General features: G+C 60.5%; 23 protein-coding genes. 8 read left to right on the forward strand and 15 right to left on the reverse strand.

All coding sequences use genetic code 11. The annotated features are described in order from the left end of the window. A partial coding sequence (locus IGW03_RS38290) for a hypothetical protein (RefSeq protein ID WP_228536027.1) occupies nucleotides 1-478 on the forward strand: 478 nt, incomplete at its 5' end. Nucleotides 479-507: 29 nt separating this feature from the next. Here the strand turns inward: IGW03_RS38290 and lipP1 are convergent. The 3 genes from lipP1 to IGW03_RS24230 form a co-directional block, all read right to left on the reverse strand. After that, nucleotides 508-1,455, reverse strand: a complete 948-nt coding sequence (lipP1, locus tag IGW03_RS24220; RefSeq protein ID WP_194725102.1) for a LipP1 family hormone-sensitive lipase — start codon at nucleotides 1,453-1,455, stop codon at nucleotides 508-510. 174 nt (nucleotides 1,456-1,629) lie between these two features. After that, nucleotides 1,630-3,123 (reverse strand): DUF3482 domain-containing protein, encoded by a 1,494-nt coding sequence (locus IGW03_RS24225; RefSeq protein ID WP_194725103.1) that lies wholly within the window; start codon nucleotides 3,121-3,123, stop codon nucleotides 1,630-1,632. After that, complete coding sequence (locus IGW03_RS24230; protein WP_194725104.1) at nucleotides 3,120-4,604, reverse strand: DUF2868 domain-containing protein; 1,485 nt, start codon at nucleotides 4,602-4,604, stop codon at nucleotides 3,120-3,122. Before IGW03_RS24230 ends, IGW03_RS24225 begins: the two co-directional genes overlap by 4 nt. Nucleotides 4,605-4,801: 197 nt before the next feature. Between IGW03_RS24230 and IGW03_RS24235 the strand changes: the two genes are divergently transcribed. The 4 genes from IGW03_RS24235 to IGW03_RS24250 all read left to right on the forward strand — a co-directional run bounded on the left by IGW03_RS24235 (nucleotide 4,802) and on the right by IGW03_RS24250 (nucleotide 9,187). Next, complete coding sequence (locus tag IGW03_RS24235; RefSeq protein ID WP_194725105.1) at nucleotides 4,802-5,698, forward strand: LysR family transcriptional regulator; 897 nt, start codon at nucleotides 4,802-4,804, stop codon at nucleotides 5,696-5,698. A 156-nt stretch (nucleotides 5,699-5,854) separates the two neighbouring features. After that, complete coding sequence (locus tag IGW03_RS24240; RefSeq protein ID WP_194725106.1) at nucleotides 5,855-7,060, forward strand: CaiB/BaiF CoA transferase family protein; 1,206 nt, start codon at nucleotides 5,855-5,857, stop codon at nucleotides 7,058-7,060. 49 nt (nucleotides 7,061-7,109) lie between these two features. Next, nucleotides 7,110-8,048, forward strand: coding sequence for a hydroxymethylglutaryl-CoA lyase (locus IGW03_RS24245; RefSeq protein ID WP_194725107.1), 939 nt, complete (start codon nucleotides 7,110-7,112; stop codon nucleotides 8,046-8,048). Between the two features lie 155 nt (nucleotides 8,049-8,203). Next, complete coding sequence (locus IGW03_RS24250) at nucleotides 8,204-9,187, forward strand: Bug family tripartite tricarboxylate transporter substrate binding protein (protein ID WP_194725108.1); 984 nt, start codon at nucleotides 8,204-8,206, stop codon at nucleotides 9,185-9,187. Nucleotides 9,188-9,246: 59 nt separating this feature from the next. Here the strand turns inward: IGW03_RS24250 and IGW03_RS24255 are convergent, their stop codons facing one another. The 7 genes from IGW03_RS24255 to IGW03_RS24285 form a co-directional block, all read right to left on the reverse strand. Then, nucleotides 9,247-9,426, reverse strand: coding sequence for a hypothetical protein (locus tag IGW03_RS24255; RefSeq protein ID WP_194725109.1), 180 nt, complete (start codon nucleotides 9,424-9,426; stop codon nucleotides 9,247-9,249). Nucleotides 9,427-9,588: 162 nt separating this feature from the next. Further along, entirely contained in the window at nucleotides 9,589-10,620 is a 1,032-nt protein-coding gene (locus tag IGW03_RS24260) for a Bug family tripartite tricarboxylate transporter substrate binding protein (protein ID WP_194725110.1), read from the reverse strand. Nucleotides 10,621-10,713: 93 nt separating this feature from the next. Continuing rightward, nucleotides 10,714-11,928: an ABC transporter substrate-binding protein gene (locus IGW03_RS24265; protein ID WP_194725111.1), complete on the reverse strand. Its 1,215-nt coding sequence runs from the start codon at nucleotides 11,926-11,928 to the stop codon at nucleotides 10,714-10,716. 79 nt (nucleotides 11,929-12,007) lie between these two features. Next, the gene (locus IGW03_RS24270; protein WP_194725112.1) at nucleotides 12,008-13,060 is read right to left on the reverse strand and encodes a cyclase family protein; all 1,053 of its coding nucleotides are present in this window, start codon (nucleotides 13,058-13,060) and stop codon (nucleotides 12,008-12,010) included. 149 nt (nucleotides 13,061-13,209) lie between these two features. Further along, on the reverse strand, nucleotides 13,210-14,340 hold the full coding sequence (locus IGW03_RS24275; RefSeq protein ID WP_438943676.1) for a DUF2325 domain-containing protein: 1,131 nt from the start codon (nucleotides 14,338-14,340) through the stop codon (nucleotides 13,210-13,212). Between the two features lie 597 nt (nucleotides 14,341-14,937). Continuing rightward, nucleotides 14,938-16,341: a sensor histidine kinase gene (locus IGW03_RS24280; protein WP_194725114.1), complete on the reverse strand. Its 1,404-nt coding sequence runs from the start codon at nucleotides 16,339-16,341 to the stop codon at nucleotides 14,938-14,940. Then, nucleotides 16,338-17,003, reverse strand: coding sequence for a response regulator transcription factor (locus IGW03_RS24285; RefSeq protein WP_194725115.1), 666 nt, complete (start codon nucleotides 17,001-17,003; stop codon nucleotides 16,338-16,340). Before IGW03_RS24285 ends, IGW03_RS24280 begins: the two co-directional genes overlap by 4 nt. Nucleotides 17,004-17,575: 572 nt before the next feature. On the opposite strand from IGW03_RS24285, the gene nhaR reads away from it, so the two are divergent. From nhaR to IGW03_RS38295, 3 genes are all read left to right on the forward strand, one after another. Then, nucleotides 17,576-18,505 carry a transcriptional activator NhaR gene (gene nhaR, locus IGW03_RS24290; protein WP_194725116.1) on the forward strand — a complete coding sequence of 310 codons (930 nt, stop codon included), beginning with the start codon at nucleotides 17,576-17,578 and terminating at the stop codon, nucleotides 18,503-18,505. A gap of 216 nt (nucleotides 18,506-18,721) precedes the next feature. Further along, nucleotides 18,722-19,282 (forward strand): YdcF family protein, encoded by a 561-nt coding sequence (locus IGW03_RS24295; RefSeq protein WP_228536029.1) that lies wholly within the window; start codon nucleotides 18,722-18,724, stop codon nucleotides 19,280-19,282. A gap of 145 nt (nucleotides 19,283-19,427) precedes the next feature. Then, entirely contained in the window at nucleotides 19,428-19,730 is a 303-nt protein-coding gene (locus IGW03_RS38295; protein WP_228536031.1) for a hypothetical protein, read from the forward strand. Nucleotides 19,731-19,764: 34 nt separating this feature from the next. Here IGW03_RS38295 and IGW03_RS24305 read toward each other — a convergent pair whose 3' ends face one another. From IGW03_RS24305 to IGW03_RS24325, 5 genes are all read right to left on the reverse strand, one after another. After that, complete coding sequence (locus IGW03_RS24305; protein ID WP_194725118.1) at nucleotides 19,765-19,977, reverse strand: hypothetical protein; 213 nt, start codon at nucleotides 19,975-19,977, stop codon at nucleotides 19,765-19,767. 320 nt (nucleotides 19,978-20,297) lie between these two features. Beyond that, nucleotides 20,298-20,735 (reverse strand): universal stress protein, encoded by a 438-nt coding sequence (locus IGW03_RS24310; protein WP_194725119.1) that lies wholly within the window; start codon nucleotides 20,733-20,735, stop codon nucleotides 20,298-20,300. Nucleotides 20,736-20,867: 132 nt separating this feature from the next. Then, a complete protein-coding gene (locus IGW03_RS24315; protein WP_194725120.1) occupies nucleotides 20,868-21,197 on the reverse strand; it encodes a hypothetical protein in 330 nt (109 codons plus the stop codon). A 267-nt stretch (nucleotides 21,198-21,464) separates the two neighbouring features. Continuing rightward, nucleotides 21,465-23,870, reverse strand: coding sequence for a bifunctional diguanylate cyclase/phosphodiesterase (locus IGW03_RS24320; RefSeq protein ID WP_194725121.1), 2,406 nt, complete (start codon nucleotides 23,868-23,870; stop codon nucleotides 21,465-21,467). A gap of 268 nt (nucleotides 23,871-24,138) precedes the next feature. Beyond that, nucleotides 24,139-25,101: a site-specific integrase gene (locus IGW03_RS24325; RefSeq protein ID WP_194725122.1), complete on the reverse strand. Its 963-nt coding sequence runs from the start codon at nucleotides 25,099-25,101 to the stop codon at nucleotides 24,139-24,141. Nucleotides 25,102-25,259: the final 158 nt, after the last annotated feature.

Genomic DNA, 25,259 nt, shown 5'->3' on the forward strand with positions numbered 1-25,259 from the left:
TTCGAGCCAGCTTTCGCTCAATTCAACATACTGCTTCGCAACTTCGTCCATGATCCGCCCTCCAACCTTACCTTGGCAGTTGGACTGCAAACGTCAACAAACATTCGGCTTACTTACAGCTGTAGTACTAAGCTGTATTCAATGTTCAATTACGGCAAATCTCATCATGAAATCCTTCTCGACTCTTATTGCAAGCGTGCTTGTCTTTGCTGCCACGGCAGCAGGCAGCGCCATCGCAGCCGACAATGCTTCGGCATCATCTTCCTCAACGGACTCGAAGAACAAGCAGTCAGAGTCCATGCAAAAAAAATCCTCGCAGCAATCAAAGGGCCATGATTCACATGCGAAGACCAGCATGGACAAGGCAAAGCCCGCCACTTCGGGAAGCGGCAGCTCCGGCGGCGAAACGGGCGGGCCGGCAGCCACCGGTGGACATACCGGCACCACTACCAATAAATCGAACAGCCCGGGCGAGTAAATCGTCCGGCGGGCCGCCGCCAAGGCGTTCTATTCGGCCTTGAGATGCAGGCCCAGCTGCGACGCGCATAACTCCACGGCGGCATTGGCTTCGTCGATCACCCGCCCCATCGTGATGAAGCCGTGGATCTGCCGCTCGAAGCAGATGTGCGTCGCACGGCTGCCGGCTTCGCTGAGCCGCTGGGAATACATCAAGCCTTCATCGCGCAGCGGATCGTAGCCCGCAGTCAGCACGAAGGCTGGCGGCAGCCTGCTCAGGTCCGGATGCAGCAGCGGCGAGGCACGCCAGTCGAGATCATGGGCGGCATCGTCGATGTAGTGGTCGTGAAAGTAATTGATGGTGTCCCGCGTCAGCAGATAGCCTTGCCCGTTCGTGGTATGCGACGGCGCCGTGCGGCGCATGTCGGTCGCCGGGTAAATGAGCAGCTGGAAGGCGATAGGCAGTTCGCCGTGGTGGCCGTCGCGCGCGGCGATGGCCACCACGGCCGCGAGATTGCCGCCCGCACTGTCGCCGCCGACGGCAAGCCGCGAGGCGTCGAGCCCGAGCGCCTGCGCCTGCCGGCGGACCCAGTAGGTCGCGGCGATACAGTCATCGACCGCACCCGGAAAGCGATGCTCGGGGCCGAGCCGGTAGTCCACCGAGACTACCGCGCAGCGCGATGCATTGGCCAGTTGACGGCAGAGCGAATCATGCGTATCGCGGTCGCCGATGACCCAGCCGCCGCCATGGAAATACACCAGGACCGGCAAGGGGGCAGTGCCGGCTTTCAGAGGCTTGTACATGCGCAGCGGTATGGCGCCGTTCGGTCCTTCAGCGTGAAGGTCGCGCACTTCACCGACCTCCGCCGGCTCGGGCTGGGTGAAGAACCGCCGTTCGAGATAAAACCTGCGGGCGTCTGCGACGCTGAGCTTATGCGTCGGCGGTACGCCGCGCTGTTCGATCAAATCAAGCAATGCCTTGGCTTGCGGATGCAGCATGTCGTCTCCTTGTCCTGGTTGTTGTTAGAGTCCACCTGAAAACTTGCTGCGCGGCGTGATTCCGGTACTGCGGTGCTCGGCGTACCTCACGTACGCGTGCGCTCCTCGTACCCGACTCAAGCTGATTGCTACAGTTTTCAAACTGGCTCCCGGGGAAATTATGCCTTGCCGCGTTCAGGCGTGCGCGGTGCGGTTTTGCATGAGGCGCGGCGCGATCTGGTGAGGATACAGCTTGTCGAGAATACGCAGCATCATCGCCTCCAGCAGGGAGACGAGCGTGCCGCCGGCCTGCGCCGCCGTATCCTGAGAGCGGGCCGCGCGCCACGTATTGGCAAGTGCATTCTCGTTTTCCGTAACGGCCGCTTCCACCTCGCTGGCCCAGAATGCGGGCGCCTCGTCTTCGGTGAAATTGCCGCGGCCCCGGCCGAAATGCGACACCGCCAGATAGCGCAGCAGCGCACCGGACACCAGCGTGCGCATGAATTCATCGGAGAACTGCACCTTGGGTTCGTTGCGGTCGGTCGTGGCGTTGAAGGTCCATGCCGCGCCGGTGAAAGTCAGGGCACCCACCAGTGCGCCGACCAGCGCGCCCGCGCCGAAGGTCAGGCCGCCGGCCATCAGGTCTGCCGACACGCCCGTGGTGGCGCCCGAGATCAATGCGCCGAGCAGTCCCGCCTGCCGCGTATCCACCGGCGCGCGCACGACCACGTTCTTGCTGACCCGCTCATTGATGGTCGATGCCGCGCCTGCATCGAGACGGTGCAGCTTCAGCAGTTCGATGGTGGCGTCATGGGTGCTGTCGTTCAGGCGTTTCATCAGCGCATTCATCGCCTTGTTCACGCGCAGGTTCTCCCGCTGCTTGCCCATGCCTATCATCTTGAGCAGGGACCCGAAGGTGGCATTGCCCGACATCTCGACCGCTTCGCTGTCACGCGCAGCCGAGGCCAGTTGATCGGCGAGCACCTTCATCGCCGCATGCAGGCGGTTTTCGTTTTCCTGTTCCCATGCCTGAAGCAGATGTTCATAGGCATCCTTGCGTTCGGCGGGAAGCAACTCGCCGAGCCCTTCATAAAACACCCGCTCGTGCACCCAGCAGCGTGCGAAGGCATCCAGGGCCAGCACCTTGCGCACCACGGGATACTCTGCGAGATAGTCCTTCCAGCGCTTCTGCTCGCTTTCCTCCTCGGAGAACGGGCGCGGACGGCCCATCTGGTTCAACAGGACGATCACCGGCTTGCCCAGCCATTGCAAAATCTTCATTTCCGGCACGAGATAACCGGTATCGCGCGGATTCTCGGAAGAGTTCACGAGGTAGAGCACGATATCGGCTTCGTCGCGGGCGGTGCGCATCGCCTGCTGGCTCAGCCAGAAAGGGCGGTCGCGGTAACGGTCGATGATCTCGCGCAGGAACCAGCCGATCGGATTGTCGGCCATGCTCAGCCGCTTGAGCAGCCGCACCGAATCGCCGAAGCCCGGCGTATCCCACAGACGGAGTTCTTCTCCAGTCGGTGCGGCGAGCAGCGTGTGCGCCTCGGAGATCGCGGTGACATGCGGCGCATCGCGCACCTCGCCGATATCGAGACCGACCAGCGTTCTGGCCAGCGTTGTCTTGCCCGCATTGGTGTGGGAGATGAGTGCGAGCTGAATGCGAGGAGAAGCGTCGTTCATTGTGCGCGTGCGAGGGTGGCGAGGCCGCGCTCGATATCGTCCGCGCGCGACTGAGGGTTGAGGAGATTGACGACAATGGCTTGCACCTTGTGCATTTCGCAGAACTGCATCCACAGCGCGGCGCGCTCCCTGAGGCGCTGTTCGCCGCCTGCCTGGCCGCCGATTCTTTCCATGTAGGCCGATTCGTCGATGAGCGCGAAGAAGGGCGCGGAGGCATGCGGCCTCGAACGTGCAAGTTCCGCGAGGAACGCGCCGTGGTTTTCCTTTTCGGGGGTGGCGTTCATGTTGAACAGCGCTGCGGTCAGCGCAATGTCCTTGTCGGCGGCGATATCCTGCGGCAGTTCGCCGTAGGGGGTGGACGGTCTGAGCATCACGCGGCTCTGTTCGCCGATGAGCATCTGCGCAATGGCGGCAAGGTTGCGGTCACGGGTTTCATCGACGGTGAAGCTGTAGGGGAAGATGCGAAGAATCGATGCTTCGCTGCGGCCGAGATGTGCGGTCAGCCTGCGGAAATAGGGTTGGCCGAGATCGATGGGAAAACGCTTCGCCAGGCTGCCGGCCTTCCATCCGGCAATGAGCGCAAGCAGGAGCCGAGGCAGGACGACGAACAGCAGCAGCGTCGCCGCGTATAGATGAACCCAGCGCGCGCCGCCGGCCGCGGATGCATACTGCGGCGTCTGCAGGGCGCTGACATCGGCCAGCGTGAATCCCTGGATGCCGAGCAGCATCGTCGCCGGGGCAAAGAGATAACTCAGGATCGCATGCACCTGCGATGCGTCGAGGAAGGTGCTTTCCCATCCTGCCCGGTATTCGGAGGTCAGGCCGCGCGCATACAGCGACAGGATCGCTCCCGCGGCAAGGCAGGCTGCAGCCAGGTGCATGATGCGCTTGAATCGGGCCGCATTCAGCGGCATGCTCAGCCTGATCCATTCGTCTCCGAAGCGGCCGAGCGCCGTGGCGAGCGGCTGCGGCAGCTTGCGCGGCGCGGCCAGCCGTCCGGTGGAGTAACGGGAGAGCCATCCGCGCGAAGCCGTCTGCCGCCTGCCCGCCAGCGGCCAGAGCAGAAGGCCGAGATAGACCAGCAGGTTCCATCCCAGGATAAACAGCAGCGGCGGCGAAAGAAGATCGACGCGATGCGGGTCGGCGATGCGATCGGCAGCGAAGCCGATGACCAGCGCAGCCAGCGGAAGTCCGATGCCGAGCAGCCTCCAGCCGCCGGGAAGGGCGTTGAATCGGGCGAAAGCCGGATGGCGGTCGGCGACCTTTTTCAGCACCTGCTCGGCCCGCTTGGCCAGGAACAGCTCGGCGTGCGCATCGGCGCCGCGGCGCTCGGGCGCCTTGTCGGCCAGCTCCCATTGGGCAAGCTCGTTGGCGCTGCGGCTGGCATACATCCGGTCTTCGTCGGAAAGAATGCGGCGCTCCTGATCCGCGTTCTCGATCGCCGACATCAACACCACATTCCTTGCCATCCTTTCGTTCATGTCGCTCCTTCTTAAACTCTACGCAGACTCTCCGCATTCTGCACTTGTGCTTTGTTTACTGTTGCAGACAGAAAAAATTCGTACTGGTTGCGTCCAATGCATGCAAGCTTGAGCAAAGCCGGGGCATACACCGGAACAGACCGCAGGCTACAATGCCTGCGCGCAATGCATGTTACTTCCTTCCGGATACTTCTGCCATGTCCAAACTCGATCCCATCTCCCTGCGGCTCTTTGTGCATATCGTCGAGCAAGGCTCGATTGCCGCTGCCGCCTCCCGCGAGCATATCGCCGCGTCTGCCGTGAGCCGCCGCATCAGCGACCTCGAGGACGCCCTCAAGACGCAGCTGCTGGCGCGCACCAACAAGGGCGTGGAAGCGACCGCTGCCGGCATCGCGCTGGCCAACCTTGCGCGCGGCGTCCTGCATGAAATCGACGAGATTTACGTGCAGATGCGCGAGTATGCCAGCGGCGTGCGCGGGCATGTGCGCGTCATGGCCAACATCTCCGCCATTATCCAGTTTCTGCCGTTCGAGATCCGCAGCTTCCTGTCCGAGCATGAGCAGGTCCAGGTTCACCTGCAGGAAAACATCAGCACCAACATCATCAAGGCGGTGGCGGAGAATGCGGCCGACATTGGCATTTATACCGTCGTGCCCCATGGGCAGGAGCTGGAAACCTTTCCCTATCATGTCGACGAACTCGTCGTCATTACGCCGGAGAAGCATGCACTGGCCAAGCGCCGTTCGGTCAGCTTTCGGGAGACCCTCGACTTTCCTTATGTCGGCCTGCATACCGGCAGCGCCATCAATTTCCAGCTGATCCGCATGGCGGCCGAGCAGGAGAAAAGCATTCGCATGGCCATGCAGGTCACGAGTTTCGACGCCTTGTGCGTCATGGTGGAAGCGGGGCTCGGCATCGGGATCCTGCCGCGCGAGGTGGCCAGGCGCTTCTCGAAGGGCGTCGGCATCCGCGTCGTGTCTCTGGACGAACCCTGGGCAAGGCGCCAGCTCAAGATCGGCGTGCGTTCCTTCGATGCGCTGCCGGTAGCTGCCAAACTGCTGGTCAATCACTTGAAACGCCCGGAACAGCAGTAGTGGTTTTGCCATCGCATTTTGCGATGGCAGGTTCGCGAAACGGTAATTTACGGCGATCCTCCCGCGATGCATCATCCCTCCTGCGCGCCGATGCCGGAACCGAAGTGTCCGGCGCTGCGGCAAATCGACAGGCACGCAAGCTGGAGACATGCATCCATGACGACGAATGACAAATCACCCCCGCTGCAAGGCATCCGGGTGATCGAGCTGGGCACGCTGATCGCGGGCCCCTATGCCGGCGGACTGCTCGCGCAGTTCGGCGCGGAAGTGATCAAGGTGGAGACGCCGGGCGACGGCGATCCGCTGCGCAGCTGGCGCAAGCTGCACAACGGTACCTCGCTCTGGTGGTACTCCCAGAGCCGCAACAAGAAATCCATCACCGTCAATCTGAAGTCGCCTGAAGGCCAGCAGATCGTTCGCGACCTGGTGAAGGATGCCGATATCGTGATCGAGAATTTCCGGCCCGGCACGCTCGAATCCTGGGGGCTGGGCTGGGAGCAGCTGAAGGAAGTCAATCCCGCCTTGATCATGGTGCGGGTGTCGGGCTACGGACAGACGGGCCCGTACCGCGACCGCCCCGGTTTTGCCGCGATCGCCGAATCCATGGGCGGCCTGCGCTATCTCGCCGGCTATCCGGACCGGCCTCCGGTGCGAGTCGGGGTCAGCATCGGCGATACGCTTGCCTCGCTGTACGGCGTGATCGGCGCGCTGCTGGCCATGCATCACCTGAAGGTGAACGGCGGCAAGGGGCAGTTCGTCGATATCGCGCTGTATGAAGCGGTGTTCGGCGTGATGGAAAGCCTGATTCCGGAGTTTTCCGGCATGGGCTACATCCGCGAGCGCTCGGGGGCCAGCCTGCCCGGCATATCGCCTTCCAATACCTATCCGTGCAAGGACGGCCGCTACGTGATCATCGCCGGCAACAGCGACAGCATCTTCAGGCGCCTGATGCAGGCAATAGGACGCAAGGACCTGGCCGAGGACCCGCGCCTTGCGCGCAATGACGGGCGGGTCGAACACAACACGCTGATCGACCATGCGATCACCGACTGGACGCTCAAGCACGGCCTCGAGGAAGTGCTCGAAGTGCTTGAAGCCGCTGCTGTCCCGAGCGGGCGGATCTATACCGCCGCCGACATTCATGCCGACCCGCATTACCGGGAGCGCGGCATGATCGAGTCCTGCACGCTGCCGGACGGCAAGCCGATCGAGATGCCGGGCATCGTGCCCAAGCTGAGCGAAACGCCCGGCGAGACGAAATGGCTGGGGCCTGCGCTCGGTGAACATACCGATGCGCTGCTGGCCGGTCTTGGTTTTACCGGCGAAAGGATTCAGGACCTGCGCGCGCGAGGCATCGTTTAGTTGCGACCTGATTCCGGTCTTCAGAAGATAAACCATACAAGGAACGACCATGCTGTTTTCTGACGCGCCTCGCCGCGTGATGATCAATGAGGTTTCCGTTCGCGACGGTTTCCAGAGCGAACCGGAGTTCATTCCCACCGAGGCAAAGATACGCCTCATCGACCGCCTGTCGCAGACCGGACTGGCGAAGATCGAAGTCACGTCCTTCGTATCGCCGAAGGCGATCCCCAACCTGCGCGATGCGCAGGAAGTCATGCAGGGCATCCGGCGCGATCCCGGCGTGGTCTATGCGGCGCTGGTGCCGAATGAACGCGGCGCCGAGCGCGCGCTCGAGTGCCGGGTCGATGAAATCAACCTCGTGATGTCGGTCGGCGAAACCCACAACGTCGCCAACATGCGCATGACGCAGGACATGTCGCTTGCGCAGTTCCGGCGCGTGATGGCGCTGGCGGAAGGCACGGCAACGCATGTCAACGGCTGCGCGGCCACGGCTTTCGGCTGCCCGTTCGAAGGCGATCAGCCGGTGCAGAAGGTGATGGACGTGGTGGCGCGCTACCTGGAAATGGGAATGCACAGCATTACGCTGGCCGATACCACCGGCATGGCATCGCCGCGGCAGGTTGGAGAACTGTGCCGGGAATTCTTCCGGCGCTATCCGCAAGTGCCCCTGACGCTGCACTTCCATAACACGCGCGGCATGGGGCTGGCCAATGTCATCGCCGGTCTGGAAGCAGGGGCAGACAGCTTCGATGCCTCGCTCGGCGGCATCGGCGGCTGTCCGTTCGCTCCCGGCGCCACCGGGAACATCTGCACCGAGGACATGGTGCATATGCTGGAATGCTGCGGAGTTGATACCGGCATTGATCTTGACCTGTTGCTGGGCATTGCCCGGGATTTGCCTGCGGTGGTCGGGCATGAGGTGCCGGGGCAGATCATTCGTGCGGGCAAGGTTGGTGATTTGCATGCCAAGCCGCTCACGGAGACCTGAGTCGTTTTTATTAGATAGATCGGCAATGCAATGTCATCCGCCTCATGTTGATGACACACACGGACACTCCCTCCCCTTGAAGGGGAGGGAATCCTTCGACTTTGCATACTCAAGAGTGCAATTAATATCAGTCTTAGAATAACCAAGGAGATACCATGAAACCTACTGCCACTTTGATGTCCCGCACCTTCCTCGCCGCGCTGCTGTGCGCAGCTGCGAGCGGCGCCTACGCGCAAGGGGCCTATCCATCGCAAACCGTCACCCTGATCGCCTCCGCCGCGCCCGGCGGCACCACCGACCTCGCTGCGCGCATGATCGCCGAGCCGCTCGCCAAGGCGCTGGGCAAGCCGGTGGTGGTAGAGAACCGACCAGGCGGTTCAGGCGCCATCGCAGCTTCGGCCGTCAAGCGTGCCGCGCCGGATGGCTACACGCTGCTGGTGCAGTATTCCGGCTTCCAGGTCATCACACCGCATCTGATCAAGTCGCAGTTCGACCCGATCAAGGACTTTGCCCCGGTGGCCAACCTGATCGTTGCGCCGCAGGTGATCGTGGTGCGGCCCGATCTGCCGGTCAAGTCGTTCGCCGATCTCGTCAGCTACGCGAAGGCCCATTCCGGCAAGCTCAATTACGCTTCTTCCGGCAACGGTTCGCTGCAGCATGTGACGGGAGAAATGATTCGCCAGCTTGGAGGCGTGGAAATGACCCACGTGCCGTACAAGGGCACCGGTCCGGCTGTCACCGATCTGCTCGGCGGCAATGTCGACATGACCTTCACCACCGCGCCGCCGCTCCTGGCCCACATCAAGGCAGGCAAGATGCGCGCACTCGCGGTAACGGGCAATGTGTCGCTGCCCAGCCTGCCCGATGTTCCGACCACGTCGAAGATCAAAGGCTTCGAGAAGCTCGATGCATCGTCCTGGTTCGCCGTCTATGCGCCGGCCGGCACGCCGAAGCCGGTAATCGACAAACTCACTGGCGAGATTGCAAAGATCATGAAGACCGAGGAATTCAAGCGCAAGGCTGAAGAGCAGGGTGCGTATGCGGTCTACATGAATCCGCAGCAGCTTGGCGAATTCACTGCCAGGGAACTGCAGAGCTGGGGCAAGTTCGTGAAGGCGGCGAACATCACCGCTGAATGACGGGAAGAGGGCGCCCGCTGCGCATGGATTGAAGCGCAGCGGGTGTTCGTTTTCGGCAGTTACTCGGACTTGCCGGCGCTTTCCTGTGCCGGAATGTCGTCTGCAAGAATGTTGGCGAAGATGAAGCCGCCGCTGCAAACCATGATGCAAATCTTGGCGACAAAGATGATCCGGTCGTTCATGGCCATATCGGCCCATTTCTTGTTGCCGGAAGCGACGGTTGAGGGTGTGGCGGACATGCTGGTCTCCGTATCATGTTGTGTGGAGACTTGAGAATGCGCCCCGATCCTGACCGGGCACTGAGGATTGCCTGACAGTACCCTGACATGCGCGCTTTTTAAAAACAAAAAAGCCCGGCGGCCCCATGCAGGCCGCCGGGCTTTGCGCGTCATGGACGCGAATCAGTCGACCTTCGCTCCGGAGTCCTTGACAACTTTCGCCCACTTCTTGGTTTCGGCCTGAATGTGCGCCAGGAACTGCTCCGGCGTATTGCCTACCGGCTCCGCGCCCTGCGCAATCAGCTTTTCCTTGACCGCCGGCGATGCCAGCGACTTGCTGATCTCCTGCTGCAGACGCGTCACGATTTCCTTCGGCGTGCCCGCCGGGGCGAGGATGCCGAACCAGGAACTGGCTTCGTATCCGGTCAGAGCACCGCCGGTCGAGGCGATCGTCGGCACCTGCGGAAGCGCGGTGGACGGCTTGCTGCTGGTCACGCCGAGGGGAATCAACTTGCCCGATTTGATATGACCCATTGCCGAAGGCAGATTGTCGAACATCAGGTCTGCCTGGCCGCCGATCAGGTCGGTCATGGCCGGCGACGAGCCGCGGTACGGGATATGCACCATGAAGGTCTTGGTCATGGTCTTGAACAGTTCTCCCGCGAGATGGATGGAGGTGCCGTTGCCGGCCGATGCCATGTTCAGCCTGCCGGGATTGGCCTTGGCATGATCGACGAAACTCTTCACGTCGGTGATCTTGTTCTTTTCGGCAAATGCGGTATTCACCACCAGTACGTTAGGCACCGACGCCACCAGCGTGACCGGCGCGAAATCCTTGATCGGATCGTAGGGCAGCTTCGGATACAGCGACTGGTTGATGCCGTGCGTGCCCACGGTGCCCATGAGCAGCGTATAGCCGTCGGGCGCGGCGCGCGACACGATCTGCGTGCCGACATTGCCGCCCGCGCCCGGACGGTTGTCGATGATGACCTGCTGGCCGAGCGACTTGGTCAGCTCTGCGCCGACGGCGCGCGCCAGGATATCGGTAGCGCCGCCGGGCGCAAACGGAACGACGATGGTGATCGGCTTGGTCGGATAGTTCTGGGCATACGCGGCGGACACGCCGGCGAAGGACAGCGCGCCAGCCACACTGGCGGCGGCAAGGGCGGAGCCCATGAGGCGGCAAAGTCGGCGGCGTTTGATTTCGATGTTCATGCTTGCTTCAGCTTTCGTTTCGGAGTTTGAAATGGTAATGATGATTTAGACAAGGCTTATGGCAGGGGATTCTTTGCCTCGCCGTTTTGATGCTCATTTCTTCACAAGCGGGCAGGTCGATGCGGACAGCGGCTGGAAAGCCTTGTCCGCGGGAACCACCGCCACTTGCTTGTAGTAATCCCAGGGATATTTCGATTCGGATTTTTTCTTCACCTCGAACAGATACATGTCATGCACCATGCGGCCGTCTTCGCGGATGCGGCCGTTCTTCGCGAAGAAATCGTTGATCGGCGTCTCTTTCATGCGCGCCATGACGGCACCGGTTTCATCGGTGCGCGCCGCCTGGACTGCCTTGAGGTAATGCATGACCGAGGAATACAGTCCGGCCTGGCTCATGTTGGGCATCTTCTTGGTTTTCTCGAAGAAGCGGCGCGCCCATTTGCGGGTTTCATCGTCGCGGTCCCAGTAGAACGCGGTGGTCAGCAGCATGCCCTGCGCGGCGTCCAGCCCGAGCGTGTGCACGTCATTGATGTAGACCAGCAACCCGGCCAGCTTCTGCTTGCCGCCGGCGGTCAGCTGGAATTCATGCGCGCCCTTGACGGCATTGATGGTATCGCCGCCGGCATTGGCCAATCCGACCACCTTGGCGCCGGATGATTGCGCGCGCAGCAGGAAGGACGAGAAATCGGAAGCATTGAGCGGATGCCGTACCGCGCCCAGCACCTTGCCGCCGCTGGCATTGATGACATCGGTCGCATCCTTTTCCAGCGTGGAGCCGAAGGTGTAATCGGCGGTCAGGAAGAACCAGGAATCGCCGCCGTTGGCGACCACGGCCCGGGCGGTGGAGTTGGCCAGCGCATAAGTGTCATAGGCGTAATGCACCGTGACCGGCGTGCAGGCGTCATTGGTCAGGCGCACCGAGCCTGGGCCGCTGAAGACGGCGATGCGGTTCTTCTCCTTCGCGATCGGCGCCACCGCCAGTGCAGGGCCCGAGGCTGCGACGTCGAGGATGGCGTCCACCTTGTCGCGGTCGAACCATTCGCGCGCCTTGTTGGCCGCGATGTCGGCCTTGTTCTGATGGTCCGCATAGACCAGCTGCACCGGCTTGCCGAGCACCTTGCCGCCGAAATCGTCGATGGCCATCTGCGCCGCAGCCACGCTCCCGGTGCCGGTGATGTCGGCATACAGGCTGGTCATGTCGAGCAGCAAGCCGATACGCACGGCGTCGTCGGAAATGGCGTTCTGCTGAGCATGTGCCGCCATCGGGAACAGCAGGGCGGCAATTGAGGCGATCATTGTCTTATGCATACGTGTCTCCTTGTCTGTTCTTGTTGTTGTACTGCAATGAAATGGAAGGCTGAAGAATTGATGCTTCGGTGCTGGTTGCTCAAACGGTGGCGATCGGTGTCACCGGCGATCCGACCGCGCCCGGCAGCCGCAGGGGCGGAGCGGTCAGCATGAAGCGGCTGCGCTTGTGCGCATGCAGGAAGTCCGCGAGGTCGCGCAGATACCAGAGTTCGCCGAGGGGAATACCCAGCTTGAACAGGCAGTGATGATGCAGGGGCAGGATGGATTTTCGACCTTGCAGGTCGGGCGCAGGATAGGCTTCCACCGCATAATTGTCGGCGCACAGCGCGGCGATGCCCGACTCGCTGATCCATTCCAGGAGCCGGGTATCGCGCCCGTTGAGCACGCTGCAGCTATGGTGCAGAACCTTGGGATCGGGGTTGCCGCCCATGCGCACCACCGCTTCGGCAAAGCCGGTGCGCAGCACCAGCATGTCGCCGGCCTCGACCCTGACGTCATCGGCCTGCATGACGGCCTGCAATTCGTCGTAGCCGATCAGCTTGCGCTCGTCGCCGAAGTGCCGCGCAAGATCGACCAGCACGCCGCGCCCCTGCATGCCGTGCGCCGCCATGTTTTCGATGCCGAGCGCTTCCGCATGCGACACATGCGGGCCGTCGCAGCCGCAGAGACTTTCCTCGCCTTGCGGGCCGTACTCCAGCGGCCCCTTGATGTCCTGCCCGGCGCGAAAGCCGTTGTAGTAGACGATCTCTTCGCTGCCGTCGCCGTCGGCGTCGAAACAGGCGCCGACATGAGCCAGCGAATCCCACTGCGTCGAGTACTGCAAGGTAATGCGGACCTGGTCGTCGGAAATGACGTCGACGCTGTCCTGGTCGACGCGCACCATCGGAAAGTTGAGCACCGGCTTGCCGTCATCGCGATAGGTCGGCTCCAGGCGCGGCGGATGGCGGCGCGGATTGAGCGCATTTCCGCCCGGCAGATCGAGCGGCAATGACAGGCAGAAGCTGCGGCCCTCGCGGACCTCGGCTGCGCCTTTGAGCACCTGCTCGCGGCCGATGAAATTGACGCGGCCGAGCTGATCGTCAGGGCCGAAATCGCCCCAGTTGGAACCCGGCGGACGGTTCTTCCAGCGCATGATGTTGTCTCCTTGTTCGTCTTGTTGTTGGTGTTTGCATCGCAAGGACAGCCGATGCTAAACGCTAGCGGAACAAGGTGACTGCGTCAATGATTTTGGAACGCTGTTTTGCTATGCAAAACTAAAGGGCTAGCTCAACAGAGGACTGACTAATTTTCCTGCATGCCGGGTTCCGGCAGTGCGGACAAGGCTTCAATACCCTTCGACAGGCTGGAGAGGCTGGGATTTTCGACAAACATGCAGCGGGTGCCCGTGCGCTTGCAGTGCTCCTTCACCCGCCAGTAGGCATTGTGGCTGATGCAGCCTGTCTGGCAGATGACAAGGTCGGCCGCCGCAAGGCTGTTGTCGAGCTGCTTGAGATTGTCTTGCCGTCCGCCGTCGTGATGCGCGAATTGGCCGCCTACATGCTCGATCAGCCGGCGGTAGGCGGCAATGTTGCCGTCCCGGCCTCCGACGCACAGCACCATCTTGTGCTCGAAGGACACCCGCGCGGTATCGGCAGGAACGGGGTGCGGCACGGGCATGGCGCCCGTTGGCGCTGAAGCTCTACCCTCTGATTGAGAAAGCGGCCTCAATGGCGCGGTTGCGGCCGGAATGCTTGCGCCGGCGGCCCTGAAGAGCCCGTTCTGGCGTTCCAGCAATGCTATCCGGTCCTGCAGGCGGGCATTTTGCTCGCGCAGCTGCAGGCGACTCGGCAGGTCGGGTACGGATTGCCGCAGTTCCTCCAGTTCGGCCTGCAGGCTGGCAATGACCGTGTCCTTGGCGATGCAGTCGGCCCGCGTGCGCATCAGCGCCGTTTCCAGCCATTCCAGCTTCTCGGCCTTTTCGGTCTGCATGCGTCTGGCCTTGTCCTGGGCGCGCTGCAGTTCTTCGCTCAGCGCAGCGTTTTCCTTCCTCAGCAAGGCAAAGCGATTGCGCGTGTCACGCATCTCGGCGCCGGCCTGGTGCTGCAGCATGTGGATGTCGCGGCACATCTGTTCTTCCAGTGCAGGGTTGCAATGGCCGTGGGTCAGCCCAGCCCAGAATGCCCCGGCGATATCGCCTGAGTGCAGCGATTCGTTCCAATGATGTTCCAGTTCCTCCGCGGATTTCAGATTACGGAATTGCCGGATGATCAAGGCATGGCGCTGATCGAGTTCGCGCTGCAGGGCATTCGAGACCGGGTTGCGGGATATGCAGGCCGAGACCGCTCCGGTATGCGCTTCATAATCGTTTAGTGTGCTGCGGCTGTCGAGAAACTTGGTCAGCACCTTGCGCAGCGCTCCCGGCGACAAGCACACGCCAATCACGGGGCAATGACAATGCGAACTCAAATCCCACAGCCGGCGCCGGGCGGAACCGACCGATTTTTCAGGGGTGATAGCGGCAGCGAGGTGAGATAAAGGCGTGGTCGAGGAATTGCACATAGACGGGCTCCATGGTGAACAATGGCGCGACGGCTGTTGCGGCTGATCGCAGGCTCAAGATCGATGAGCTGCATTATAAATGAGAATAATTCTCATTTGTGAAAAACATTACCGGGATGCCGGTTTTTTGTAACGTTCTCGTGCTTTGGCTCTTGTACGGAAACGCCCGTGCAAGCTGTTCGGCAGCACACGGAGCCATTACCAATCCCAAGTCATGACATGCCGAATGAGCTCGATGGTTTTTTCGACCGGCAAGGCCGAGCTCGCAACTCAGGAGTCCATAGCGGGGCGATGGATGACGAGCGCAATGCCGGCAGGCGGAAAAAGACACAATCTCGTTTGGCATGGCATGGTTTGAGCCTTCCCGTGTTCTTGAATTGTTCGCACCCGATGGCAAACACGTGTACGGCCGGCGCGTCGTGCGTGAGGACGCATCAAGTAGCCTGATCCACCGGGAGGTCGGGAAGGTCGCTATCCCGCAGATGGTGTCAGCGGCAGCTGGGACTGCATCGGGTTCCACATATCGACTGGAGGAAACTGAATCAGGAACAGCGCTCCGGTGCTGTGGCGTGCATCGGTCACGCGGACCATCGCGTTATGCGTGGTCGCAATATCACGCACGATCGCAAGCCCGAGCCCGCTGCCCGGCGTGGCCGTGTCCAGCCGGTAGAAGCGGCTGAAGATATTGTCGCGCTCGGTCACTGGTATCCCCGGGCCGCTGTCTTCGACGGTCAGCTGCGCGCGGTCGCCGCTCATCCCGCAGCGGACCGTCACGCTTCCGCCCGATGGCGTGTAGCGCACTGCATTGTCGACGATATTGTCGATCATGTCCCGCAGCAGGAAAGCATCTCCCATTACCCGGCATGGCTCGAGTTCGAAGCCGATGTCGATGTGCTTCTGGTCCGCCGCCCATACGAAATCGCGCACCGCTTCGCTGATCAGCGCATCCAGCTGAAGCGGGTGCATCTGCTTCGCGGCCCTGAGCGTCGGTTCGGCCCGGGCCAGCGCGAGCAGCTGATTGGTCTGCCTGATCATTCGTTCGGTCGTGTTCAGGACCAGGTCGACGATGGGTACGGTGTCATTGTTGCCCTCCTGCTTGTCTCTCAGCAGCGATAGCTGGGCTTTCAGGCCGGCGAGCGGCGTGCGCAGCTGATGCGCCACGTTGGCAAGGAAGCTGTGGCGCGCCTTTCCATCCTCCTCGACGCGCAGCAGCAGTCCATTGATCGCCCTGGCCAGAGAAGCCAGCTCGCGCGGCACCTTTTCGCTGACGAGGTCGAGTTCGCGCGGCCTGCGGGCATCGAGTTCGGCCTGCATCGTCCGCAAGGGCAACAGTTCCTTCCTGACCGCGAACCAGATGGCCAGTGCCGATGCAATCAGCACGGCGCAGGCGAGTGCAAGCTGGGTCGAGAGGAGGCGGGATTGCAGCGCATGGCGTTCATGCTTGGTTTCGGCCACGCCAATCTGGATGGTGCGCGACTCCAGGGGAACCTCCATTGCGACGATGCGCACATCTTCGCGCCGCAACCGTCCGCTGTAGGCGTGGGGATGCCGTTCCGAGCCGGGCAGCAAGAGCGAAGGAAAGTCGCTGTCTCCGGCGATGACATGCGTGCCGTCTCGGACAACGAAGAAGATGTTCTCTTCCTGCCGGGTGCGCAGCACGCGTTCGACCGCCAGCGGCAGGTCGACATCCACGCCTTCCGACGAGTCTCTCAGCATGGCGCGCAGATCGTAGGCAATTTCCGCGAGATTGTGGTCCAGCGTATCCTCGGCCGGTCCCCAGGCAAGCTTGTACATGGCGACGGCACCGACGAAGTTGATGACCATCAGCGGTCCGATGAGCCACATCAGCAGGCCAGCGCGGATGCTTCTGTTCACGGCGCTTCTTCCAGGATGTAGCCGAAGCCGCGTATGGTGCGGATCGCAACGCCGGAGCCTTCGATCTTGAGCCGGATGCGCGATACATAGACTTCGATCGCATTCGACGAAAGTTCGCCGCCGCGCGGAAGGATGGCGTTGAGTATCTGCTCCTTGGAAGCGATGCGGCCCGACTGCTGTATCAGGTACTGCAGGATCGACCATTCCCGAGCGGACAATTCGATGATCTCGCCGTTGACGCGAGCGCGCATGGTGGCAAGATCGAGCGACACGCCCTTGAAGCTGAGCTCGCTGCCCTTGCTTGTCACCCTTCGCGCGAGGGCGCGAATGCGGGCGACCAGTTCCGGTATGGCAAACGGCTTGACGAGATAATCATCGCCGCCGAGTTCCAGTCCGCGTACCCGGTCTTCGATTCCGTCGCGCGCAGTCAGGAACAGCACCGGCACTTCGCTGTTGCGCGCGCGCATGCGCCTGACGATTTCAAAGCCGTCCGCTCCCGGCAGGCCGATGTCAAGCACCGCGACTGTCACATCATGGTGACGCAGCAGCGCGTCGCCGTCGTTGCCGTTGGTCGCTACCGTCACGGTCATGCCGTTGTTGGTAAGGATGCGGGAAATGGCATCGGCCAGTACCCGATCGTCTTCGACTAGTAATACCTGCATGTTGACTGTCCGTCCCGTACTCTCATTACGTGCATGTAATTCCCCGGGCTGTGTTGCCATCGGCAGCCCCGGCAGGACTCTACGCCAGATGCCGCAATGGTATGCGAAATGTACCGGCTTGTGCGCTATAAAGCTTGCCTGCAAGCCTTCTGTCAGTCTGCATTCAGAAAGATGCAAGGTAGATGAAAGTTCGGTGCAAGCCTGGGTCGGTGTTCAAGGCAGTCTGGAGTCTGCGAGGCGATTTGTCGTCGTGCATGCAATGCGACGGTGCGGCGGATTCAGACAGATGCAAGTTTGACTTAAGCTTAACGTAAGCTCCTTCCTTTATGATGCGATCAATGGCATTGAGAGAAACAATGCGTAGCCCACAGCGCCGCACGATCTTCCTGGTTCAGGCGGATTGCAGTCGGCGTACGGCCCCTGCACTGAACACCATTGATATGAGGCCTTCGGCGGTGGCGCGTTCTTCTCTGTTCTTCAAATCGCCCAGAACGAGCGCATGCCGATCCGGGCACGAAATCATGAATTTGCCTTTGCGAAGGAAGGTGCATGCCTCATCCCTCATATAGATCATGAAAGCAACCGGACTCGCACTGAACTTTCGGCATTTCTACTACTTCTGGGTCGTAGCGAAGGAAGGCAGCATCACGCGCGCTGCCGAACGCCTGGATGTCGCTGCGCAAACCATCAGTGCCCAGCTGAGCCTGCTCGAGCAGTCTCTCGGCAAGGCACTCTTCGTTCCGCAGGGCCGGCGGCTGGCCATCACCGAGGCGGGACGGATGGCCCTGAAATATGCCGACCAGATTTTCCCGCTCAGCGAACAGATGATGGGTGCGTTTGCCGAATCGGAAACCGAAGGCATGATGCGCCTGACGGTAGGGATCGCCGATTCCGTGCCGAAGTCGATTTCCTCGCGTTTTCTGGAAGCGGCGATATTGATGCCGCAGCGTGTGAAGCCGATCTGCTATGAGTATGGCCTGGATATTCTTCTTGCCGATCTGGCATTGAACAAGCTCGACATCGTACTCTCAGATCGTCCGGCATCCGCGAATTCCAGCGTGAGACTATTTAGTCACTTGCTGGGAGAGAGCGAAGTCACCCTGTACGGCGCGCCGACGCTTGCCGCCCGTTACAAGCCGGGCTTCCCCAAGAGTCTGAATAGCGCGCCGCTGCTGCTGCCTACCCGCAACAACATGATCCGAAGCCGCATCGATTACTGGCTGGAGTCGCATGATCTGCATGCGGAGGTCGTGGGCGAGTTCGACGACAACGCCTTGCTCAATACATTCGGTCGAAATGGTCTCGGCTTGTTTCCTGCGCTGTCGGTTCTCGAGCATGAAGTGCAAGCGGAGTGCGGCGCAGTTCCGGTCGGTTCTCTCGGGCCGGTGAAGGAGCAGTTTTACGCGATCCTCAACGAAAGGAAGATCAGGCATCCCGCAGTGGAGGCCATTCTCACCACGTATGCCGGAGGCATGTTTTCACCGTCGAAGATGGCGGCATAGAAGGCAGCCCAAGACTCCATTTCGTCAAGAGCCTCCTTAAAGACTTGATGTGCGGTGAGACGCCGGCACTGCGGTACTGGGCGAACCTCACGTTCGCACGCGTTCCTCTTGCCAGATTCAAGCCGCTCCCTGAGGTTTTTGATCCGGTTCGACATCGCGAGCCAAGACTGAACCACGACCATGCGATATGCGCCATTCATCCTGCCGGTTAACCTCATGCTTGCAGCGTTTCTCGGATTGCTCGTTCTGGCATGGCACATCGCAAGCTATGGCGGCCGTTCGTTCGACGCACCCGTGGATGCTGCGGTGGTGCTAGGTGCGGCCGTGTGGGGCGATAAGCCTTCGCCCGTTTACCGGGAGAGAATTCGGGAAGCGATCAACCGATATCGAAACAAGCAGGTCAAGTATCTTGTTTTCACCGGCGGCACTCCCAAGGCGAACTACCTCTCCGAAGGCGAAGTCGGGCGTGCATTCGCCATCAGGCACGGCGTTCCGCCCGAGGCCATCCTGATGGAAACGACATCGCGCACGACGTGGCAGAACCTAGTCAATGCGAAGACACTTCTGGAGACCCTTGGCGCAAACCGGGTGCTGGTGATCAGCGACCCCTTGCATCTGCGGCGCGCCGTGGCGATGGCCAAAGATCTCGACCTGGATGCGCTGCCCGGGCCCACGGCTTCCAGCCGATTCCAGTCGCTGCCCAAGCAGGCAAGGTTCCTGTGGAATGAAGTCTGGCGCTATCTTCATTATCTGGTGCTTGGCCATCGCTTTCGCTAGCAGCGCAAGGACAATGCAAGCGCCTCGTACGCGTTCGTTGGCTACCGTCAGGGTTGATCTGAGGGCTCGCATCTCCACGAGATGAAACCAAGCTGCTGCGCAGGTGATGGCTGCGAAAAGGCAGCAACGACCGCCGGGAATCCACATGATCAGTCCGGCCAGCTTCTGGTCTTCGAGCAACGAACGAAGAGGTTCTTCCAGCGACAGGGAATCACCGTACGGCACGCGTAAAGAGAAGACGAGCAGGGGGCCGAACAATCAAGTGCGCGTCAGCGTTGCCGGGATTCAGATGATCGCCCCGCATGTATCCCCGATCATGGCTTGGCTGGGGCTACATGCGATAGGCGAAGCGCATGAACGCTGGCCGGGCTGCGGTGATGTCTGCGTTCTGAACGCGCCCTTCATGCCTGGCTCTGCAGCAGGCAATTGGGGCTGGGGCTTGTTGTAACAGACGTGGAGCGTGTGCAAGTTTGAAGGGGTATTCAACCCTCTTCACCAAAGTCCATCTGCATGGCGACGAGCCGTGCCTGCCGGTTTCCGAACCGGCCATAACGGTCATTGCGCTCCTGTTCGCTTCGGTCTTGCCTGGTCATTTGCATTCGCTTGACACCAAGCGTACTTGCATCGGACTTCGAAGCATTCTCTTCGTTAATTTTGCGGTCCAGGCAAGCATGGAATTCAGGTACGGGCAGCATGAGGCATTTCTCCAATTCGCAAGAAGTAAGGAATCGCAATGAATACGCAAGGCGTTGAGAACTCCAGCACATGCTCTCACGGCAGTCTTAGGCCAGGCTTAAGTTCAATCAGAAAAAGCATGACCGAGGCTCAGCTAAAGCAATGGCATTCGCCGAACCTGAACGAGGCCAGGTTTATACAAGGGGAAGACTGGACGGCCGGCGGGCTGCAGAGCTTGCATGCATGAGGTACGCAACGCGCGCAGCATGAGGGTCCAGCCAAACCATACTGCACGATCCGGCTCCAGCCCCCTTGGTTGATGACTCGGCAGGATCGACAATCAGGGAAAAACCAATACCGGCACCGATGCTTTCTGCAGCACTTCCTGCGTCGTGCTTTCGCTGAAGATCGTGTCGATGATGCCCATGTTTCCTCGGGTGGCCATGACAATGAGATCGCAGTTTTCCTTTTCGACGGTGCTGAGGATTTCATCGCAGGGCAATGCCGACATCGAGACCACGCTCTTGCATCTGACCCCGGCTTCTTCAGCCAGGACGCGCACCTTTTCGACAGTCTGCCTGGCTGCTTCAAGATGCATGTGCTCGACATCCCGGCCGCTCTGAATCGCATCGTAGTCCGATGCCCGGTACAGGCGAGGTTCCGCCACGGAGAGCACGACCATCCCGGCGCGTGACATTTTCGCGAGATCGATTGCGGGTTGGATCGGCCGCAGAGACATTGGCGACCCGTCGACTGGTATCAAGATTGAATGAAACATGACTTATCCTCAATTTCTTCCGACATGAACGTACGATTCAGGCTCGCTTCGAACCTGTCATGTCAACATGCGCAATGGGAACACGACGAGCAGACGACGTTCGTCGTACTCGTCAGGATGCAGACGGGAAGATCATGCCCGTGGTGGCGGCTTCGCTGTCAGAGGAACAATCGACAGGAAGAATAGAGGTGAGTTTGCGGAGCGTGTCGAACGTGTCAGCGTGGTTGGATTCGGCTGCCCGGGGATGGCATAGTCGGAAAGCTCTTCGATTGTTGATGACACCGTCGCACCGTCGGCAATCTCAACGTCAACGGCGTTTTCGCTATCGTCCTGAGCAGCTGACACCTGGACTACTCCGTTGCTTTGCTGTGGAAAGAGAGACGCGTCAATGCCGAGCGCGGCCACGGTTCCCTGGAGAAGGAAGATGGCAAGCAGGAACGCAAAAAACAGATTTCTCTTCATGTTCCGGATCAAGCTCGACTTGGTTGAGGAAGTTAAGGCGAGTGGGGCTTCGCATCAATGTTACCGCTGTCCATGAGTTTGATACCTATTGTGCCCAGAGTTCATCAAGATTTCTTGACAAAGTAGCCTGGTTGAAACTACGGCTAGAAACTTTCAGTCTTTTGTTCACAGTTTCGTCGCTCAACGGAATGTTTTCTGCAGTTAAAACTCGAGGATTGAAAGCACGCTTATCCCGAAAAGGAGTGCAGGACTTCATACGCAAAAAGATTATGTGAATGTACCGGTGCTGCAGGAGACGCGTGTCAGGAATGGAGCGACTTCATCTGCCGGAAGTGGCGCAGCGAAATAATATCCTTGCGCTTCGTCGCATCCGCACGTCCTGAGGAAGGCCAAGGTGTCGGCCGTTTCGACGCCTTCGGCGACGACCGGGAGGCCCAGCCGGTGCGCCATATCGATAAACGCCTCAATGACTCGCCTGTTTCCGCTCTTGTCGCGATTCTTCTGGTTCACAAACGAACGGTCGAGTTTCAGAACATCGATCGGGAATTGGCCCAGGTAAGCCAGGCCCGAATAGCCTGTCCCGAAGTCGTCCACGGCAAGGGAAACGCCAAGCCCCTTGAGTGCCTGGAAGATTTCTGCCGATGCCTCTATGTCGTTGACGAGCGACGTCTCCGTGAGCTCCAGTTCCAGCTGATCGGCTTGCAGTCCCGATTTTGCCAGGGCACTGCGAACGTCGGCAATCAGCCGGTCATGAGCCAGTTGCCGCGCAGACAGGTTGACCGAGATGCGAATGGGTTTGCTGGTGGCTTCATTGATTCGCTGCGCTTCGGTGCAGGCTTCTTCCAGGACCCATCGCCCGATCTCTTCAATGAAACCCCGCTCCTCCGCGATCGGAATGAAATCCAGGGGAGGGATACGTCCAAGCTGCGGATGATTCCAGCGAATCAGCGCTTCGAAACCGGTGACTTGCATCGTCGCCAGGCTGACCCTGGGTTGATAGTGAAGTTCGAATTCCTTCCGCTCCAGGGCGCGGTGCAAGGAGTTCTCTATGGTCATCCGCCCCTTCATCTGTTCGCTCATTTCCTGGTTGAAGAAGCGGTAACTGTTGCGCCCGGCTTCCTTCGCGCGGTACATCGCAATGTCCGCCGCCTGCAGCAGCGCCTCCTTGGTCGTGGCATCGTCGGGGTACATGCTGATGCCGACGGAGGCGCGGACGAAAACTTCATGTCCTGCAATGAGCATCGGTTCCGAGAGCGCCGAACTGAGCTTTTCAACCAGTTTCTGTGCCGACTCGACGCCGCGCACGCAAGGTGCCGCGACAACAAACTCGTCCCCGCCGAGGCGGGCGACCAGGTCGTCCGGCCGAAGGTTCTTGCGGAGCCGGCGGGCCACTTCCGTCAACAGGACATCGCCCGGCGCATGGCCGAGGGTATCGTTGACTTCCTTGAACCGGTCGAGGTCGATGAACAGCACGGCAACCTGAGCCTTTGCCTTCGAGTCTTCCAGCAGCTGCTCCAGACGTTCCTGCATATGAGACCGGTTCGCCAAGCCGGTAAGCGAATCATGCGTGGCGAGCCGTTCCAGCCTTTTTTCAGCGAGGATCTGTTCGGTGATGTCCCTGCCGACGCCGCGGTATCCCTTGAATTGCCCATCCTCGAAAATCGGTTCTCCGGAAATCGCGGAATGCCGTACCGTGCCTTTGCTTTGAACATAGACGCAATACCGGATGTCCCTGAACACCTTGCGCTGCGCGAATACGTTCAGATACTCGCGCAATCCGGGTTGATCGGTGTCTGCAGCACGCTCGACACGCGTGCGGCCGATGACTTCATCGGGAGATGCTCCGAATAGTCTGTACAGCCCGTCGGAGACATGGGTGAAGCGGCCTTCGGCATCGGTCTCCCAGTACCAGTCGGAGGACAGATTGGCCAGACTGCGGAACCGCTCTTCACTGCGCATCAAGGACTCGCGTTCGCGACGTTCACTTCCGATATCCCTCGCCACGACGACTGCACCGAGCTTTTCCTCAGTAATCGGGTCGCGCAGCACCCGAATCTTCGCGCCCAGCCAAACGTAGTGGCCGTTCTTGTGCCTGATGCGGAATTCAACCAGCTTGCTGCCGGTTTCGCCGGCTGCCTGTCTTGCCACCTCGGCCCGGACAAGAGGCGCATCGTCCCGGTGGATGCGGGAATACGCGCTGACGCCGCGCAATTCCTCGGGCAGGAATCCCAGCAGGACTTCGGAGGATGGGGAGACATAGAGGTAGTCGCCGGTGTCGGGCGCGTGGTGGCTGATCAGGTCGGTACTGTGTTCCATGACCAGGCGAAGCGCGAGTTCGCTTTTCGCCAACTCAAGTACTGCCTCGCGCAATTCGGTGGATTCGGTAATTGCACCGGCATATCCGAGAAACTCGCCGTTTTCCTTGAAGCGCGGAACGGCCGAACTTCGCAGCCAGCGAGTGGAACCATCGCTCTTGATGACCCGGTATTCAAACTGATAGCCTGTCCGCTTGTCCCTGGCCTCCTGGAAGGCCGGCTTGAGACGAATGCGGTCTTCCGGGCAGATTACTTCCAGCCATTCGGATTGCGCAAATTGGCCTTGCTCCGGAAATTTGTCGGGTACGTCCGAATGAATGCAGGTACAGACACCCTGCAAGTCGGAAGTCCAGACCACGGTGGTCGCATGCTCTGCCAGATCTCTTGCTGAGCCATGGTATTGGCCTGACGCTGTATTCGTCTGTCCGTTATTGTCTCTGCGCACGGTTCGTAGACCTTGTCTCTATCTATTTTTGCCGGGAAACATCATACTGGTTTCCCGGCGAGCTAGAAAGAACCTCAAGCCCGCTTCGCGACGCCGTCACAACAGACATCAGCCGAAAATCCCTGGCCGGCAGATTCAAAATTGAAAATCTATCAATGCATGATGCAGCGGAGGCACCGGCTCAGCCAATGCGCGGCGGCAGATCCTCCCGGTCCAGCATTTGATTGATGCGCTGTCGCGCAAACGGATCGGCACTGTCGACATATCGCATGGCGGAATGGACGTCCTTCCAACCGACGTATTCCATTAACGTCTTGACATCCCAGCCATTGGCGCTGGCCCAGGTGGCAAAACCCCGCCGCAATGAATGGCCGCTGTACAGTTCCGGGGATTCGACCCCGGCTTCCTTCAGAATCGAACGCAGCAGCGGCACCAGGCTGTCGATGTGGAGGCCTTCGCCGCCGACATGACCCCAGCGATCGATTGCGCGGAAAACCGCGCCCTCGCCGATCTTTGCCGCATCCACCCACGCCAGATAGGCCTCCACCGGACAGAGCCGGGCCAGAGCCGGCGCCTTGAATGTCGTGCCGCGGAGCCGCCGGTCGGTCTTGGTCAGGGTGAAATAGCAGGTCATGCCCTGGCCAGGCATCACCTCGACATGTTCGGCGCGCAGCCGGGTCAATTCGTCGCCGCGAAAGCCGCGCCAGAAACCGAGCAGCAGCAGGGACCGGTTTCGCAGGTGCCGCAGCTCCGCACCCCGGTTATTGTCGGCCCGCGCTGCCGCTATGGAAGATGCGATCCAGCGATCGACCTGAGACAACTGTTCGATCAGCAGCGGTTTGGCCCGTTTCTCCCGGGCCGGGTGCAGCACCTGAATGCCCTTGAATACCTTTTTGACGATCGGCGCCTTGGTCGGATCGGGAAAGCCCTGCTCGATGTGCCATTGGGCGAGGGCGGCCAGTCTCTGGCGCAGCGTGTTGACCGACAGGGATTCGGCATGATCCACCAGGTAACGGGCGATGCTTTCGCTGGTGGCGGGCAGGAAGCCGCCCCATTCGACTTCGAAGTGGCGGATCGCCCCCTGATAAGCCTTTCTCGTGTTGTCGCGCGTGGCGGCTTTTATATACTGGTCAAACTGGGTCATGTGCTGCTTTGCATTGCGGAGGACGCTACTGATGAAGCGTTAGGATCGAACATGTCGAAAATGGAATTCAGGGTCGATCATAGCGCCATATCCGACGCCAGTTGCAAAATCAGGTGCGACGCTCCTTCTCACGGCGACTCACAACAATAAACCGGGCA

The sequence above is a fragment of the Noviherbaspirillum malthae genome, assembly GCF_015352985.1.
GTDB classification, from domain to species: Bacteria; Pseudomonadota; Gammaproteobacteria; order Burkholderiales; family Burkholderiaceae_D; genus Noviherbaspirillum; species Noviherbaspirillum malthae.

Coding starts and splice junctions, on each gene's coding strand:
- IGW03_RS24325 (WP_194725122.1), bottom strand. CDS start 25,101: ATGACCCAGTTTGACCAGTATATAAAAGCCGCCACGCGCGACAACACG.
- IGW03_RS24235 (WP_194725105.1), top strand. CDS start 4,802: ATGTCCAAACTCGATCCCATCTCCCTGCGGCTCTTTGTGCATATCGTC.
- IGW03_RS24305 (WP_194725118.1), bottom strand. CDS start 19,977: ATGCTGCCCGTACCTGAATTCCATGCTTGCCTGGACCGCAAAATTAAC.
- IGW03_RS24255 (WP_194725109.1), bottom strand. CDS start 9,426: ATGTCCGCCACACCCTCAACCGTCGCTTCCGGCAACAAGAAATGGGCC.
- nhaR (WP_194725116.1), top strand. CDS start 17,576: ATGAAAGCAACCGGACTCGCACTGAACTTTCGGCATTTCTACTACTTC.
- IGW03_RS24230 (WP_194725104.1), bottom strand. CDS start 4,604: ATGAACGAAAGGATGGCAAGGAATGTGGTGTTGATGTCGGCGATCGAG.
- IGW03_RS24250 (WP_194725108.1), top strand. CDS start 8,204: ATGAAACCTACTGCCACTTTGATGTCCCGCACCTTCCTCGCCGCGCTG.
- IGW03_RS24295 (WP_228536029.1), top strand. CDS start 18,722: ATGCTTGCAGCGTTTCTCGGATTGCTCGTTCTGGCATGGCACATCGCA.
- lipP1 (WP_194725102.1), bottom strand. CDS start 1,455: ATGCTGCATCCGCAAGCCAAGGCATTGCTTGATTTGATCGAACAGCGC.
- IGW03_RS24310 (WP_194725119.1), bottom strand. CDS start 20,735: ATGTTTCATTCAATCTTGATACCAGTCGACGGGTCGCCAATGTCTCTG.
- IGW03_RS38295 (WP_228536031.1), top strand. CDS start 19,428: ATGATCAGTCCGGCCAGCTTCTGGTCTTCGAGCAACGAACGAAGAGGT.
- IGW03_RS24270 (WP_194725112.1), bottom strand. CDS start 13,060: ATGCGCTGGAAGAACCGTCCGCCGGGTTCCAACTGGGGCGATTTCGGC.
- IGW03_RS24245 (WP_194725107.1), top strand. CDS start 7,110: ATGCTGTTTTCTGACGCGCCTCGCCGCGTGATGATCAATGAGGTTTCC.
- IGW03_RS24225 (WP_194725103.1), bottom strand. CDS start 3,123: ATGAACGACGCTTCTCCTCGCATTCAGCTCGCACTCATCTCCCACACC.
- IGW03_RS24240 (WP_194725106.1), top strand. CDS start 5,855: ATGACGACGAATGACAAATCACCCCCGCTGCAAGGCATCCGGGTGATC.
- IGW03_RS24260 (WP_194725110.1), bottom strand. CDS start 10,620: ATGAACATCGAAATCAAACGCCGCCGACTTTGCCGCCTCATGGGCTCC.
- IGW03_RS24315 (WP_194725120.1), bottom strand. CDS start 21,197: ATGAAGAGAAATCTGTTTTTTGCGTTCCTGCTTGCCATCTTCCTTCTC.
- IGW03_RS24265 (WP_194725111.1), bottom strand. CDS start 11,928: ATGCATAAGACAATGATCGCCTCAATTGCCGCCCTGCTGTTCCCGATG.
- IGW03_RS24285 (WP_194725115.1), bottom strand. CDS start 17,003: ATGCAGGTATTACTAGTCGAAGACGATCGGGTACTGGCCGATGCCATT.